General features: G+C 50.9%; 10 protein-coding genes and 1 pseudogene. 1 reads left to right on the top strand and 10 read right to left on the bottom strand.

What is annotated here, in order from left to right; translation table 11 throughout:
- Window positions 1-75: 75 nt before the first annotated feature.
- The 10 genes and pseudogenes from U0004_RS30020 to U0004_RS30065 form a co-directional block, all read right to left on the bottom strand.
- Entirely contained in the window at window positions 76-1,236 is a 1,161-nt protein-coding gene (locus U0004_RS30020) for an IS30 family transposase (RefSeq protein ID WP_070257963.1), read from the bottom strand.
- A gap of 125 nt (window positions 1,237-1,361) precedes the next feature.
- Window positions 1,362-2,090, bottom strand: a complete 729-nt coding sequence (locus U0004_RS30025) for a DUF2971 domain-containing protein (RefSeq protein ID WP_217495224.1) — start codon at window positions 2,088-2,090, stop codon at window positions 1,362-1,364.
- Between the two features lie 194 nt (window positions 2,091-2,284).
- Window positions 2,285-3,112 (bottom strand): IS5 family transposase, encoded by an 828-nt coding sequence (locus U0004_RS30030; RefSeq protein WP_070254257.1) that lies wholly within the window; start codon window positions 3,110-3,112, stop codon window positions 2,285-2,287.
- A gap of 64 nt (window positions 3,113-3,176) precedes the next feature.
- On the bottom strand, window positions 3,177-3,830 hold the full coding sequence (locus U0004_RS30035) for a hypothetical protein (RefSeq protein WP_139144085.1): 654 nt from the start codon (window positions 3,828-3,830) through the stop codon (window positions 3,177-3,179).
- Window positions 3,831-4,039: 209 nt separating this feature from the next.
- Entirely contained in the window at window positions 4,040-5,593 is a 1,554-nt protein-coding gene (locus U0004_RS30040; protein ID WP_070254255.1) for an AAA family ATPase, read from the bottom strand.
- Window positions 5,594-5,627: 34 nt separating this feature from the next.
- Window positions 5,628-8,699, bottom strand: coding sequence for a hypothetical protein (locus U0004_RS30045; RefSeq protein WP_139144084.1), 3,072 nt, complete (start codon window positions 8,697-8,699; stop codon window positions 5,628-5,630).
- A 556-nt stretch (window positions 8,700-9,255) separates the two neighbouring features.
- Window positions 9,256-9,426, bottom strand: a pseudogene (locus U0004_RS30050) (IS110 family transposase); the annotation flags it as partial.
- A gap of 271 nt (window positions 9,427-9,697) precedes the next feature.
- A complete protein-coding gene (locus U0004_RS30055; protein WP_070254254.1) occupies window positions 9,698-11,032 on the bottom strand; it encodes a ComEC/Rec2 family competence protein in 1,335 nt (444 codons plus the stop codon).
- Window positions 11,033-11,552: 520 nt separating this feature from the next.
- Window positions 11,553-13,022, bottom strand: coding sequence for a competence protein CoiA family protein (locus tag U0004_RS30060; protein WP_139144083.1), 1,470 nt, complete (start codon window positions 13,020-13,022; stop codon window positions 11,553-11,555).
- 425 nt (window positions 13,023-13,447) lie between these two features.
- On the bottom strand, window positions 13,448-14,296 hold the full coding sequence (locus tag U0004_RS30065; RefSeq protein WP_139144082.1) for a hypothetical protein: 849 nt from the start codon (window positions 14,294-14,296) through the stop codon (window positions 13,448-13,450).
- A 778-nt stretch (window positions 14,297-15,074) separates the two neighbouring features.
- Between U0004_RS30065 and U0004_RS30070 the strand changes: the two genes are divergently transcribed.
- Entirely contained in the window at window positions 15,075-15,500 is a 426-nt protein-coding gene (locus tag U0004_RS30070; protein WP_081345477.1) for an energy transducer TonB, read from the top strand.
- Window positions 15,501-16,187: the final 687 nt, after the last annotated feature.

The raw sequence follows: 16,187 nt of genomic DNA on the forward strand, positions 1-16,187 counted from the left end.
ACGCTGATTATCAGGTGTAATAGCTCAGACTTGACCGGACAGCAAGCATCCGGTGAACGACAGCTTCCTGCGGATTCAATCGGTCAACGCAACACATTGTTCAAATCGTTGAGCCGGTGTTTGGTAGTGTAGCGTCTTCCTGGGGCGCTCGTTGAGTCGTCTGGCTACCGCATCGAGTTGCTCTTGCGAATAGGTGGAAATATCCAGCCCCTTGGGGAAATACTGGCGCAACAGGCCGTTGGTATTTTCATTTGAACCGCGCTGCCATGGATTCTGTGGATCGCAGAAATAGACCTGGATGTCGGTGGCCAACGTAAAGCGTTTATGCCCGGCCAGTTCGCTGCCACGATCCCACGTCAGTGACTTATACAGTTCCTGGGGCAGCCTGCGGGCATTGTCGATCAATGCGTTGACCACCGTTTCGGTATTTTTGGCGGCGACTTTTATCAGCATGACATAGCGCGTCTGGCGCTCGACCAAGGTCACGATCTGGCTGTTGTGGCTGCCGCATAGCAGGTCCCCCTCCCAATGCCCGGGCACCGCTCGATCCGCCGCCGTCGCTGGACGCTCGCTGATCGACACGGCATCGACAATTCTGCCGTGGTTGTCCGTCTTTTGGGTGTGATGACGAGAGCGGCGCATGGCGCGCGTACGGCGCAAGTGCTCCAGCAGCTCCTTCTTTAAGGCGCCTCGGGCCTGGATATAGAGGCTGCGGTAAATGGTTTCGTGCGACACGTGATACTCCTCGTGGCGCGTGAACAGCTGCTTGAGCCAGCCAGCAATCTGTTCCGGCGACCACTGCAATTGGAGCTTGCTGGCAACCATGTTGGCCAGCATGCGGCTCTCCGTCAGCTTACAAGGTTTGGGGCGGCGCGCCTGATCCCACGCATACTGATCGGCCTGAGTTGCGCGATATGCTTCGCGGCCACCGTTGCGCCTGAGTTCCCTGCTGATGGTCGATGGTGCGCGTCCAAGGCGCCTGGCAAGTGCGCGGATGGATATGCCGGTAACGATGGCGCGCGATACCTCCTCGCGCTCGGCCAGCGTCAGCGCCAGTCGGGAACGGCATCGCGGCGCTGGCCGTATGCCACCAGACTCAGCCAGAATCCGCTGTATCGACGAGTGATTCCGATCAAATAGCTGGGCTATCATCTGCAGGGAGTCGCCTTGCTTCCAGCGTTCCCACATCAAGGCCTTCTGGGTCTCAGTGTAATAAATTCGTGGTTTCTGTTTCATCTTCAACACTCCTATAACCTAGATGTTTAGGTTAGAGTGTTGCGACCACCGATTGAATCCGCACCCCATCTCGGACCTTCGCACTTATTACCGAATGCCTCCAAATCTGATCTGCATTCTACAGATCAGAGTTTCGTGACAAGTATTCTAGTATGGCCTGGCGCCGCTATCACCTCGAAGAAATCCACGTTTGAGTTCGTGGTCTCAACCAGCCTTCGATACTCCCTCCTTCGCTCCTTGGACATTCGCATGCCGAACACCACAGAGACCAAGTCGCCCGGCCAATCAAAGAGTCCATGCGTCTCTTCAACGTAGCGCCATTCCTTTTCGTAGCACCATGGAGTTGTCTTAGTACTGAGCGAAGCGCGAAATACTGAATCCTCGAACGAAACTCGCCCGCGCGATTCCATCCCGCCACTTTGTGTGGCATAGAACGCTACTTCGTTCTTGAAGCCTACATCAAAGACTGGCTTCTCGTTAACATAGTTAACCGCGATCATATGTCGGTTACCACGTAGCTTTGAGTCAGCGCCACCGGAGAAGCCGAGTGCGATGCCGCTGTGATTTGCACCATAGTGCGCCCACATCAATTCGTTGTCATTGCACTCGGAAAGGCTGAAGATTCCTACATGAGAAAGGCGCTTGCGCATATCCAGGAAGATTTCCTGTGGGTCTGAAACGCTTCTATTATGATCAGCGTAAAGCTCACGCATCGCTCGTACTTTTTCCTTGTGGGGCAGCTTCTTGAATCTCTCCAACCACCGCTTGGTCTTTCGCTCACTGTAGGAAAAAAGTGTGTTGGGTGCCCTGTGAAACGGTAGTCCAATCATTCCCATGAGCTGAGCATTTTCCATCTTACGAATGGTCGCGGCTTCCCATTTTGGTGGAATGTCACCTGGCCTGCATTCAAGTGGGTCATTCAGTTGGGATGGCTTTGATAACCAGACTTTCCTGTCTTCGATAATCTTTTTTGTGCGATCTGAATCGTCACGAAACTTGTATAGCGTTTGCGGTACTATGGCTTGCTCCTTAGAAACGGTTTAATAACTTAGCGGAAATTTAGTCGGTGCAGCAGCAACGAGCCCATGGCCAGGTAAATCATATTTTCCGAAACATCAATGCGCTGCTCGTAGTCGCGCACCAGGCGCCGGTAACGCATCAGCCATGCAAACGTTCGCTCGACCACCCAGCGCCTTGGCTGAACAGCGAAACCTTGCTGCCCTTGCAGGCGCCGCACGACTTCCACCGTGAAGTCAAGAAACGCGGCCTTGTCCATCAACTGTCTGCGGTCATATGCCGCATCCCCAAACAGATGCTTCACCCATGGCCAGCGTTTAATCAGGCCGTCGAGCACCATCTGAGCACCAGTGGAGTCGGCAAGATCGGCTGGCGTCAGGTTCATCGCCAGCAAGCGACCGTCCGTGTCGACCGCGATATGGCGTTTGCGCCCGCTGAGTTTCTTGTTTGCGTCATAGCCTCTCGTTCGTGCCCCTGGCGCTTTCACGCTCTGGCTATCGACAACACCCGCACTCGGCAGCACCTCCCGCTCATTGCACATACGATCGAGCATCAGCGCCAAGTCATGAATGGTGCGAAACAGCATGCGCCGCATCAGCCGCCGAAACCAGTAATAAACCGTCTGATACGGCGGGAAATCATTTGGCAGCATGCGCCACTCGCATCCGGACGGTACCATGTAACGCAGCGCATTGATCACCGTGCGCAAATCCGTCTTGCGAGGTCTTCCCGTCTTCGCTTGCCTTGGCAGCAGCGGTGCGATCAGACGCCACTCTTCATCTTTCACATCTGTGGGATAGCCACGTTTGAGTGTCGTCCTCACCTGCTGATGCCGGCTTCGATTCTCTTGCGTCCACATCGTCAATCGCTCCAAAACATCAAAGATGCTTTGACCTAAAAGTTGCTATGAAGTTTTTAAACCGTCACTGAGGGGGTATTAGAGGGCTGTGTGCGACATTCTTGTAGCCGCCCTGACAAAACCAATCGGACTTTGCTAGTCCCTCATAGACCGCAGCTTGCCATGAATTTTTAACCATCCTTCGGCGGTTTCCTGCCTGTTCCAGCAAATGGGCTTTAAGTGTTTCCTGAGTCCAAGGTTTGGATTCAATATCAAAGTAGATATTAATCAATTCACCAGCTGCGTGTATTGTATAGAGCTCACCCAAGCCGAAAACCTTAAAATGATTTTTTACTATTGCCTGCAGGTCGTCCGTCCAGTGAACTGGTGGAGTCGCCGAGAATATCAACGATGGTGGTGTGCCAGGAATTAAGCTGGCCGTAAGCCACACTTCGCCATCTACAGAATCAAAATAAGGATGTAAAGTTTGTTCGCTTTTGACTGTGGGTTTTCTGGCTCCGGTGTCTGTATTGCAGTCCTTACATGAAGGTACTAAATTGATGGGAGTAACAGCAAAGTTTGCATGTTCAGCCTTTGCCAAATGGTGGTCCAACGTCGAAACAGGGCGTTGATTGCACAGTGGACAAAGTCCGCCTGGCGAACTCGCCCGAATCGTGTCGTAAATATAGCGACTTGGACCGCCTTTTCGCGCGAATGTCTGGGTGTAGAGTGTTTCCATCTCGCCTCTACTTACCCATTTATCTACTGCATCCGTCGCTGCAATTGTGTATAGATCGTTGGACTTCCCTAGCTCTCTATATACTGTCTCTGCTGCCGAAAGGGTTTCTATAGCACCTAGAAGACGCAATGATAATCCTTTATCTTGAACGCTGTCTGCACATAGTTCGAGGATCGCTTTAAGGCTATAGGTTGGCGGATTTATTTTCCTCATTGAGTACGTTTTATGTCACGGTTAGTTACAAGTGCTCGGGCAATGGCACGCCCTTCTGCTCCGAGTTTCTCATCAAAATGTTTTAAGACCCGCTCGTAATTGAGGGGAGGCGTACTGTAGACTGCTGTTTGAATCAAACCATAAAATCCAGCAGTAGTCACTTCGAATCCAAACACCTCCCTCGTTAAGACGCCAAGGTTTTCACCGAAGGTTTCAATTGTTGGACGTTCCGCAACAGAGCTAAGTCCCGCCCTTTGTAGAATCCAAGCACATGATTGAGGTACTTCTTGCAACACCACAGGCGAATGCGTAGCCAAAATAGCGACCCCATTACGGCGGACTAAAAGATCAGATAGGCTTCGAATAAATGCCGACAGCAAAGGGGGATGAAGGTGCCCCTCGGGTTCATCCATCAATACCAAGGTTCTTTCATCGACTAGTTCAACCAATCTGGTAATTGTGAGTAGTACGATTTTATGACCTGAGCTTAGGCGCCGATGGAAAAAATCAAAGGCTTCGGCTTGCCACAGTTCGTCCGGTAAACTAAGTAAATCTGAGACATTCGCATCAGCAAATACTGGATCATTTGCTAGTGTCACTACTGCTTGGCGCCAGCGATCAGCACGTAGCCCTTTTCGGCAGATCGCGAAACTGTTCGTAAAATCGTGCGCCAAATCAGAGGGACTCTTTACACGAACCACTTGCGTCTCCGCATTCTTAATTCGCAGCCCCACGGCATGCGCTGTGATTTCCGACGTCTCTAAAATCGGTAGGTCAAAGTCATCAAATGCGCTGAACGATACAACGATAAGGCCAGAAAACGTCCAATCATCGGAGTTGTGGCCGAGCGGAGACAGTGTGCCAGCAGATTTATCAGGTCCTCCAGAATTAAGCAGCGCCTTTGCCAAGTGTTGCATGAAGTGTGTCTTGCCTACGCCGTTGCGACCGATTAGTGCATGTACGTTTGTCGGAGGTGTGGAGTTTGGTGTGACCACGAAATCCATTGGCGGAGGTGGAGGTAATCCCAGCTGTGGAGCCGGCCGCAAGTAACAAAATTGAAATGGTGTGAGCGTTGCATCGCCACGCGCTAGTCTATGCCATCGATTTCTGACGTTAGCTGAAGGAAGATCTCTTAGTAGAGATTCACCAACCACATATTCATTGTTGACCTTGTCAAAAATCTTAAGGTCATATGCAATATCCCTCAAGCCCCTCAGTACAGTCAATCCCAAATCGTCTGGCAATTTAAGTAATGCTTCATAGTACGTTTCACCTCGTGCTAATGAGAAATAACTTGGCGGGAGTATCGCAAACTGATCCTGCAACACGGGAGCTCGAGTGTTTTCAGCCGTAGTCGCACCAGGTAACAACCCTTGATGGCCGATTTTTACGTTGCCAATGTCGTGGAGAATTCCGCTTAAGTCAGCAATTCGGAGATAGAACTGAGTGCGGTATTTCCCCCAGTCATCCCACTGATCCTCAATCAGAAACGCAGCATTTGTCCTGCCAACTGGCATAGACTGCCCTATACGCACCACATTAAATTTCATCCATGTATCCTATTTGGGAAGGTCGCACTGTCGTCTAGCTTCGCTCTAAAGATTGAGTGCGGCAGGTACGTTTACGCTTTTTTCGGTTACTGTAGTCTTCCAGTTGTCTCGCACACGCTCCTACTCCATCATTGCGGTCACGTGCGGCCTTAATTAGTAGCAGAGCAGATTTTTTACTTCCTCCTCCCGCCTCCAGTGCCGCAGTCCATCCGACTTGTGCCTTTTCCGGAGCCATTTGATCAAACGCCTGTTGTAAAGCTTCCGGTATATATTTAAGCACGCATTCTACTAAAATGGAGCTATCTTTATACCAGCTAGGGTGCTCTTCAGATAAGCTCTTCGCAACCGTCGGGATGCATTGTTTCACAACTGCTGCTACCAGTTCAGGTGCTTCCTTGGAAAAAAGATCGATCAAGTACGCACCTAGAATCCATTGGACATGAGCTGTGTTGGCAATGGATATTTCTTTCCCTGAACGAACAAATTCAATTGCGCTAGTAGGCGCGATATAGGCCAGCCTTGGCGGCATCGATTCCATCCGCCAAAGGTTTTTTTTGATAAGATCTGCTATTTTCTGCTTAGTCTTGGTACTTGAAGATGCCACTCCGAGCAAAATTTCAGCATCATGAGGTAAATGTTTCCAATGTTCACCTATAGTTGATGCTAGACGCTCCCAGTCCATATACTGAACTAGTGCCTGGAACATCGACGGGGAGACGCGCCGGACACAGGCAAGCAGATAGTAGACTTGCTGGAACATACGTAAAGGAGCTTGACAAAGCTTGGCTCCAATAATCTTTAGATCTACATTAACAAAGATCGAACGTGCAATTTGAAGGCGCCTTTTGGAAGGTGCCATTTTTCCTTTACAAGTGCCCAGCGGATCTAGGACACGCAGCACATGCCATGCGAGGTCGCTAATCTCCCTAAAATGCATAACGGGATCGGTCATGAGCCGTTTGCATATTTCAGGAACAAGTGCCTCGACCATGCTAAGCGTAAGGTCTTCGTGCAAGTAAATAAGTGCTTCCAGCAGTTCGATAATCTTGTGCAGCGGTTCACCCTCGGGCCATGATGCTGATAATGCAAGTAGTGGCTCAGACTTTAAACTGCTCGATACCTCCTTCGTCCACGAGTCCCCTGACCATAGTCGAAGGCTTTTTGCTACCGATCCAATATGCCAGATATTGGTTGCATCCACGTTGGAAATAAGGTGGGCCACGACGTATGGTGATGCCTTGCGAATGAGAAAGATGGTGTTCTGTTCATCTCTGGAAAGTAAGCCATTTAATAGCCGGGAAAGACCATGCCCCATGGGAGATTGCGCGGTTTCCAGCCATTCGATGAGTTTTGATTCATTACCTTGAAGAATTAAATTTACTGAACCACCGGGCCAATGTAGCATCTCATGAATAACATAGCATGCAGCCGAAATTTCATTTGCTTCACTAGCTTTCCAGCATCTCTCTAGGACTGGTTTGAGATCTATCCAAGTTATGAGAAATTGCCAACGGCTATCATCCGAAAACCAGAGTTCATGCAATAGTGCCCCTATCCCCCCCAATGGAAGCTGCTCGTCAGCCAGCGTAGATTTCAACATGGCCCCAACAAGTGAGATCGTTGATTCTGATTGTGTACGAAGAAGCCTGGGTAACAGAACTGCCGCTAATCGTTGATGTGGGCATCGCAAATCATTCTTTGCCAATACTATCCGCTCTTCTATGAGCGCATCCAACTGTAGTTCTAACCCGTCTGTATCTGCGCCTATTGAACTGAGAAGCCCAAATAACTCTTCCAGCTTCAATCGAGCATCGCGCGAAGCAATCTGACGAACAGCAATGACAGCTAAAGGCAAAGATGCGCCAAGTGCTTTAGCTATATTTGCTGCCTCATCTGCCCGCCGCCAGCCGCCTCCCAGAACAAAACAAAATTGCCATGGAGCGGAGGCGTATTTTGCCGCATGCTCAATTCGATCCTCGAGAGCCACGTCCATCATTGAGTCGCCAACATGGTTATCGGCGCGCCGCACAGCGTTGAGAGTCGCTTGGCGGTCCTTTAGCAACCCTCTCCAAATAGCTTCAATGCCAGCCTGGGGATCCATTCTGATAGCTCCACGTTGCGAGGTGTGGCCATTGATCGCGTTGTGTGTGCATAAAATGAGGTATTCTGGTCTGGCATAATCGGCGAGTGATCGTAGTTCTGCTGGTGCAAGTAGATGTGCATCGTCTATAAGCAGCAGTACCTGCCCGTTTTCTTTTTTCGGCAAAGCAGCAGGCAGCCCGTCTGACCCTGACGATGTGAATACCTGCCAGCCTTGTTGTGCAAATGAATACGCGACTTGAAAAGCACATACAGACTTACCTGACCCGGGTTCACCAACCAAATGGGCAGAAAATGCCATCTCCAGTTGCTTTATTGTGGAGGAAACCTCGGGTAGTTTTGGACATGCGAGGGCATCCGATGGCCCGAGCGCTCTCCCAAGTAAAGCAGGACCGATATCTCTTGACTGGTAAAATGCAACTTGTTGCCAGGTTGGATCTATGGTTTCACCCCGGCTTCGCGAGTTCCTGATCAAAGATGGCTTATCGCACGTTAAAGCTATTTGTGTAAATTTTCTCGTCAGAGTTGTGAAAGAAGTACCAAGCTCGGGATAGTGCGCTTCCAACACATTTGGGTGATCGCAAAGTAAGCTTTCTAAGTCCCCCCAACCAAATATCTGAACGGAGAATTTACCTTGTCGTTCGCGTTCTACCGAAAGTTCTCGTGCAATGCGTTGTAATTCAACGTCTGAAGGAGCGGTAGTCGCCAGTATCCATTGCTCTAGCGGAGGACTGAATTTTTCCGCTTTAGCAATTTCTTCATTTAGCTCGCTCAGGGTTAGCTTAGCGCTAAGAGAATCATCTTTCCCTTTGCACTGGACACCTTGCAGACAGGTTTGTTTGCCCCCTACAACTCCCCAAATATCAACACCATTTTGCGGCTGGCCAACACGACCATTTTTCTGAGCTAGGGGATTTTTCCATATAGACTTAAAAAGCGATAAACACAGGTCTTCCAATTCCTGCCAATGGCGTGGTTTAGGTATCTGTTTGTTGCGTATGTCCATTGCCTTAGGATAATGCACTAGGGCAGTTGGAGCAACCATATAAACATTGTATGGCTTGTGCTAGGTACTTTTAGATATTTGCTTGCGCAAAGTGAGTCGCCATCATCCACCTGAGCATTCCTGATTCAGAACTGCTGGAAATTTGAGGTTGAGATGCAATCTTAATCGTTCGGCAATCCTGTCAAGCTGATGGTGAACATAAATACCATTTCCTTGGGCTGCGAGAAAATCGCGCACGTTTTGCCTTAACTGTACTGACGACCAAAACTACCCCCATAGTTAAGTAAAAACTGCTTGAGCTTCGATTGGTTTTTGCATGAACGCTGCCATGGCTAAACACCTTGCGACGTTGCGGCTGAGGTATTGCGGAGCGCCGGCTCTGACTTGATGCGTTGCCGGTGCCAGCGGTTTGGGGCTCGCCGCCACGGCCGGTCCAGGCGTTTGGACGTCGATCGGTACTGCAGCGGATTGTTCTGGTCGCGTTGCCTTGGTACGTGCGTTCGTACTACTCGTTTTCGCGGATTAGGACACGTCGATTTGGATCGGTTATATGTCACGCCGTGCCGCACGCCTCCATGCCGATCAAGCATGGCGACAGATTGATGAAGTTTTCCGTCATCGTCGATCGATATAGCTTTTTGCGCAGCACTGCTTTACCCTGAGCATCTACGCCATGAACCTGAAAAACGTTCTTTGCAAGATCAATGCCTGCGGCAATCATCTTCATGGGGACGCTCCTTTCTGTTAAGGGGATATCACCCCTATTTGGGCACCTCGATGCCGTTTCAAAGAGGGCATCCATTCCATTAGAGCCGTTGCCATCCCCTGACTTTACTCAACGCTGTACACAGTACACAGGTCGGACGGCTGGCCGCTTATCAACGAGGAGCGGTAGAATCAAGTGACTATGTGAGCGCGATTTGCTCGATACTGTGTTGGGCTAGCCGCGTGGCAGTTCACGAACAGCCGCTGACCGGAGCCATCACCGACGCAGTTGTTTAAAGTAAGAGGACTGCTTTGATCTCGTCCATGGTTTCGTCGCACAGCTCGACAAATTTCGCAGCTTTGTGTTCGTCACGGGACTCATCGGTCGGATGCTTGTAATGCCGGTGTGTCCCGGCCGAGAAGAAAGCATGCGCATTAGGAGAGTGCGCAGTTACCACGTTATTCGCACTTTCCTTGTCGCCGTGATGAGGGACTATCACGGCCTTGTATCGTTGCTTGTGCAGGTCTTTGATGCGCGGGGACGAATCGGACGCGAAACGGCTGTAAACGTAGTCACCTGGTGCGAGCACACGTTGCCCGTCGCGCACGAACACCGCAACGATGCAATTGCCGTTAGAATCAAGGGTGCTCGGATTTGCCCTGATGAGCTCTAGGGATGTGTTGGCGGCCAATGTTATTGTCGTTGACGAAGTGTCGACGCACTTGCTGATGACTTCCTTGTCTTTGAACAGGAGGTGGCTCACACCGGCGGGTACCAAAATTGCGCTAACTTTTTTGCGAAGGCCAGCGTCCCAGGCAAGCAGCTTCCAATGGTCGTAGTCCGTGTGGGATGCCACCATCACGAGATCTGTCAGCGGTTGGACTTTAGCGGTGAGGTCGTTGCTCATTATGTTGGACTTATCAAGGTAGCGTTTGCGCGTGACTGGCTTGCCGGCACCAGCGTCGAGCAACCACCCTTTCCGTCCGTTGTCGATCAACGAGCACATACCTTGCCCAACATGAAACGCGTGAAACGTGTAGGGAGCGGAGCGGTTCACCGTACCTGCGGAACCATGCTGATATCGCGTGCCGGTGAAAGCCTTGACGGAAGTCAACGGCTGCGAAACGAACGCTCCCATCTTCGAGGTACACGGGCGCGCTTGTAACTGAATGCCACCGCTTGGAAGCCGTGCGTCGTCCGCGCTTACCGGTTCGACTCTGATGATATCTATATAAGTGGGCCCATCCATGGAGAAGGTTGGATAGTAGTAATCTGCAGACGACTTTCTAACCTCGATATCGACACGAAACCACTGTCGGCTTCGAAGATACTGCGTTTCGAGATCTTTGATCTTCGCAAGTTGTCCCATAACCTCCCACCAACGAGTAAGGCCTAGCTGTTGCCGGAAATAGCGCCAAAAGTCCAGGTCGATCACATATGTGGTAACACCGTCTTTCCCGTCGTTTATCAAGCTGTGGAAATCACTCTCGTCGATCCCAATGAGGCGAACGCAGCGACCGTGTCTAGCATATTCTTTTGTACCGAAATACGTCTCCACCTGACAGAAGAATGCCTTCTCTTCTCTTCGCCGGCGTCGGCGAAATTTAGACGAATCTGCTGCCATCATCTTTCTCCATGGTAGGGGCTATCTGAAGGAACGTTTGCCGGTAGGTATCGGACGTTCATTTCACAAACTCAATGAACTGCCTGATCTTAGCAGTTTAGTTTCGTGCGATCATATTGCTCGTCGCAGCATGGCCCTATTCCGTGCCAGAGCCGTGCTTGACGAGTTGATCGGCGGTTTGCCACCGCGATCGTCCCATCGGTTGCAGCACACCGCATAAACTTCAGTCCATGAGCTCGCGCATTCCCCCCAAAGCCCGAACCAACCCGAAAATCCGCCAGGAAATCAAGGACTCCACCCTGTCCGACCACTAGGCCGCCAAGGATGCCGACAAGGCCTATGCTTCGCGTGCCCATCGGGCCTGGCTTCGTTGCAGAAGCATTGCATCGCACATTGCGCGCTACGGCATAAAGTCGCACGAACGCCTGGGTAAATGGCAAAGGGTGGAACTGCTGAACTTCCACTGATCGATGATTCGCGTCCATCATGATGTGGACGCCAATTTGCATTCAATTCGCTATTACTAGGTCGGGCGATACCGTTTGGTGTGGGGAACTATCAAATCCAGCCGTTTCAACGTCTCCATCGTAAATATGTGCGGCACGCCTTGAGCGACAAGTTGATGTCCAAATTCATCCGGTGTTTCTGGGCGGTCTAAGGGCCCGAGTGCATCAACAGCTTCAGACAGGGCCGCTTGGTGCTCCGATCCTTGCAGTTGGGTGTGGATCTCTTCATAGAGTACCGCGCGGCGAGGCCATTTTTCGTTCCATTGCCATCTATGTTCAGCACTCTGTACCATCGCCCTTCCGCCAGCGCCTACGCTTTTGATTTCAGCGGCCTTGGCGCGGACCACTGCTGAAATCTTCGTCTGTGGATCAGCTGGAACGATGTAACGCACCGTGCTTTCATTTGGTCTAAAAGGGCTTTTGGCCAAATAGTTGCGCGCTTCCAGAAATGTCACATATCTCCGCAATACACCGATAGGATCTCTGCCAGGTGCCCTCTTCACGCCAATCCATTCACGGGCCCAGGTAACGACGTGGTCAATTGTGAATCCTTCCTTGATGCCTTTACGTCGAGCGACGAAATTTTGGAAAAGCAGTGCTTGCCACAAGCGTGTTGGTGTTTCTAGCCCGGGAGTATCAAAGGTCGATGGCGCGATGTAGTCTGGCCAACCATCGCCAATCTGCAGTGTTTTTCGCCATTGGCGTTCTTTCTCTTCGTCGGGTAACGCGCGATACGCGCTGTGGTTCGCAATTCGTATACGTTCAAGCTCCGATGTACGACGCCGGCTGGCCTCTTCCTCCCGCAGGATTTTCTTGTTCTTCGCGTCAATCTCAGTCTTTAACTGCTGCTCCAGTTCAATGCGGGCCGCCTGCTCGCCAGGAAACACCAGCCAATTTTTATGACTGTTTCCATCAATAACGCGTTTGCGTACCTCCTCTAGAACGAGGCCGGCCCCCATGCGCGGCATGTCTGAGAGGTCAATCTCTAATGCTGGGGCCCCTAGTTCTTGTAGTTTGCGCAGCTTGTCCGCATCAACGCGATGCGTCACAAAGATCTCCAATAACAGACGACGTTGGCCTTTATATCCGACTACATCAATTCGTAACCCGCCTTCAGACACCTCGCCGATAGCATGATCGAATCGTATGCGGCGAGCAACGCCCAGCACGCGATGACTATAGTGTATCTCTCCATCTACTGTGGGGCCGGAAGCTTCGATGACATAGGCTGGAACTACCAGGGCGTTGGCATCAAGGATGACCTGTTTACCGACTGCATGGATGGCGCTTTCTGAGCAGCTCTCCGAGCCAGTCTTGGCATGATGGGCGAAGCACCAAGCAATGGATCCTTTCCGCGCCACCAGCGCTGCGCCGCATCCTGGGCATACGCAGCCACATGCCAGGCCGCTCACTACTTCTGCCGGCGAAACCATCCGCCCACCAAGTGAGCCAAAAGGAATTCGCACCGAGGTAATCGGCCCCCTCATGGTCGAGACCTTGTGGCATACGCGACGTACAAGGAGGCTGGAAATAGTAAACTGCTCATAATTATCTTGATTCTGCCATGCGGGTGCGCGATATTTTCTGCCAATAGAAGCAAGACCGTAGAGCGCCTAAGTTATAGGAGGAGGCATGCTTCATCATCTCAGGTTCCTCTGGGCAGGTTTGGGACGCATCTTGCTTAGCCAGGCCGTGGAGACATGCCTGTGATGGAGTCAAGACGAGATAGCGCATCCGCAAATGTCGATGGTCGTCGAACACACGCTGGGTTGGCTACACCGTTCCCGTCGATAGCCTTTCCGCCACGAGCGCCGGACTGATCGCTCCTCCCGCTTGACGATATCCTCATTTTCTGGTGATACGTTCGCAGGGTTTGTTCTGCGTTCAAGGCACGCCAATCGGCGAAACCAAACTAACGAGCACGAATGGCCAACTCACTGAACTGAACAGAGGCATCGCCACCGAGCGCGTATGACGGACCTATTCCTGACGTGTTCAGTGTGGGTATTCCGCCGTGCCAAAAGATTCTTATAGCCTTCATATCTGAGAGATTGTAAGAGTTAGTCGATTTACTTGATTCATCCGAATTAATTCTTACGCGCGCGCTTATAGGTAGCTCCCCATCCGGCCCAGTGAATTTATTGATGCTCCTAACGAAATAAATACCTGCAATCCTGCCTGCATCTAATTTCGCATCGAGATAGTAAACTCTCCTTGGCCAGAAATTTTCATCAGGAATTTTCTTGCGTTGGTCTAGACTGATGAAAATTTCACCATACGTCGCAGTAAAATCCCCTACTTTCAATAGATGGGTCGTCCGAGATAGATCTGACATAACGCACCATGCGTCCACGACCTCATCTAAGCTGCCGTATACATGAGCGGTTGGTGCGGCACCGATTAGTCGTTTGAGATCCGCATCAGAGAGGCGTTCAAATTTGCGGCGTGGCTTGGGAGGAGCTTCGCCTAAGACGTCAGGATACACCGGCGGCGGTGCAACGGACACAACGGAAGTCGGTTCTCCGTCTCCCGCTTCCTTTTCGTCACTTTTGTGTGGGCATCTAAGCTCATGTGGATTTCCAGAAAAGGCTGAGTAGTAACAGTTCTGCAAAGGGCTAATTTTAGGAAAGACGGGCACACGGCACATGCAACAAAACCAATGATCGACATCGCTCGACCTCAGTGCGCGATATTTTGCGGATAGAGCCTCCTCGATGAAATCGTACTCGTAGCAGTATGCCTTCGTCAGCATTTCACGCATCGTTTGTCCTTAATATTTTCCATATGGAAATATATAACAAAAACACGCGAAAAGAAATCTTTCCAAATTAACAATTTTATTGTCGGTAAATCAATAATCAACATACTTGTTATCATTGTTCTGTGGCGTTGTTGAACTGGATGCAGAATTTTCCAGGAAAGCAACTATGGCGCCACAAACTGGATAGAACCGAATCGCCACAAGTAGATAAGCGACTCCTGATCCATAGTTCTTGGCAAATGAGAACCTGATGGATCGTGTTGGGCACCGGACATCCTTCCCGGCGCCTGGCGTGCGATCTCGTAGCAGCCTGATCCAACGCCGAGATCGGGTATGCCCAGGAGATCCCCCTGCCCTGCAGAGACTCCTGCCGCGCGCTAGCAAAAGCTGGCCGTCCCTAGCCATAACTGCCGGCGAAGGATGGCTTTTCCGATCGAGGCAGTTGTAGAGCGCCTGCTTTTGCGCGCGATAGCGGCACGGTTGGCTACGATAGACTAGCCCGTCATCTGCTTCGTGCGCTCGGCCAGCTCGGGGACTTTGCGCGCTGGCAGTGGACTTGCCACCACGGCCGGCGCGACATGGCACCTGACGGTATCGCGTCAAAACAGAAGCTTGCCTTGGCCGCATAACCTCTACTTTTAGCGCGCTCTAAAAATGGGGGGATTGCCTTCTGAATGAAAAATCCATGAAATTAATTTTAAGATAAGTTATAGTCGATTGTCGTTGCTCGATTTTTCCATTCTGCCGACTATTTCTTTACTAAAATTAAAAATTGAAAATGCCATCAATACTTGCTAAAAAATCGTCTTATCAACCCCTTCTGTCAGTGATCTTCGGGTTCGCCGGATTCGTATTGTGCCAATCTTCTCATGCACAATTTGTGAAAGAATCACAGGCAGCCCAACACTCACTAATTAAGGAAGGCGTTGCTGATGTCCCTTGTCAGAAGCCAAGATATCCACACGCCGCATTGCTTAAGAAAGCTGAAGGTACGGTTACATTGAGTTATTTGATCGGGGAAGACGGCAAGGTCCTTGATGCTAAAGTAAGAAAATCAAGCGGCAATATCGATTTGGATAACACGGCTTTGGTTGCGCTATCGAGATGCAAGTACTCGCCTGCTATCATTGATGGAAAAGTAACGGAGGCGTGGTCCACTGTTCAGTATGTTTGGAGTCTTGAAGAAGCTGATCTTCGATATTAGGAGGAAAGCAAAGAGTGCTGAATTGCCACCATTGAGTCGCCACCAGTAGCTTAGGCTCTCCGGATCCATCGTTCTTGAAAGATGAAAAACTGATGGATCGTGTTGGGGGCTGGATGTTCTGCCAGGCGCCTCGTGCGCGGTCTCGTAGCTGCCTTATCCAACGACGAGATCGGGCCTGGCCTGTCTATCTCCCCTGCCCTGTGGAGTCTCCTACCGCGCGCTAGCAAAAGCTGGCCGTCCCTAGCCATAACTGCCGGCAAAGGATGGTTTATCCGATCGAGGCAGCAGCAGAGCGCCTGCTTTTGCGCGCGATAGCGACACGGTTGGCTACGATAGACTAGCCCGTCATCAGCTTCGTGCGCTCGGCCAGATCGGGGACTTTGCGCGCTGGCGGTGGAGTTGCGATCACGGTTGACGCGACATGGCACCTGACGGTATCACGCCAAAACAGAAGCTTGCCATGGCCGCTTAACCTCTAGTTTTAGCGCGCTCTAAAACTGGGGGGATTACCGACTCTTCTGATCACTGTTTCTCAAAAAATGAAGACCGATGGATCGTGCCAAACCGATTACTAGATGAAATTCCAACCAAATCGAGAAATTTTCACTAAGCAATCTTTGCAGCCGGTATCGACGTTCTCAGCAATAGCGTCAATTAACGAGATAAAATACCCTTTCCCTATTACGA

The sequence above is a fragment of the Janthinobacterium lividum genome (genome assembly GCF_034424625.1).
In the GTDB taxonomy this organism is placed as follows: Bacteria; Pseudomonadota; Gammaproteobacteria; order Burkholderiales; family Burkholderiaceae_D; genus Janthinobacterium; species Janthinobacterium lividum.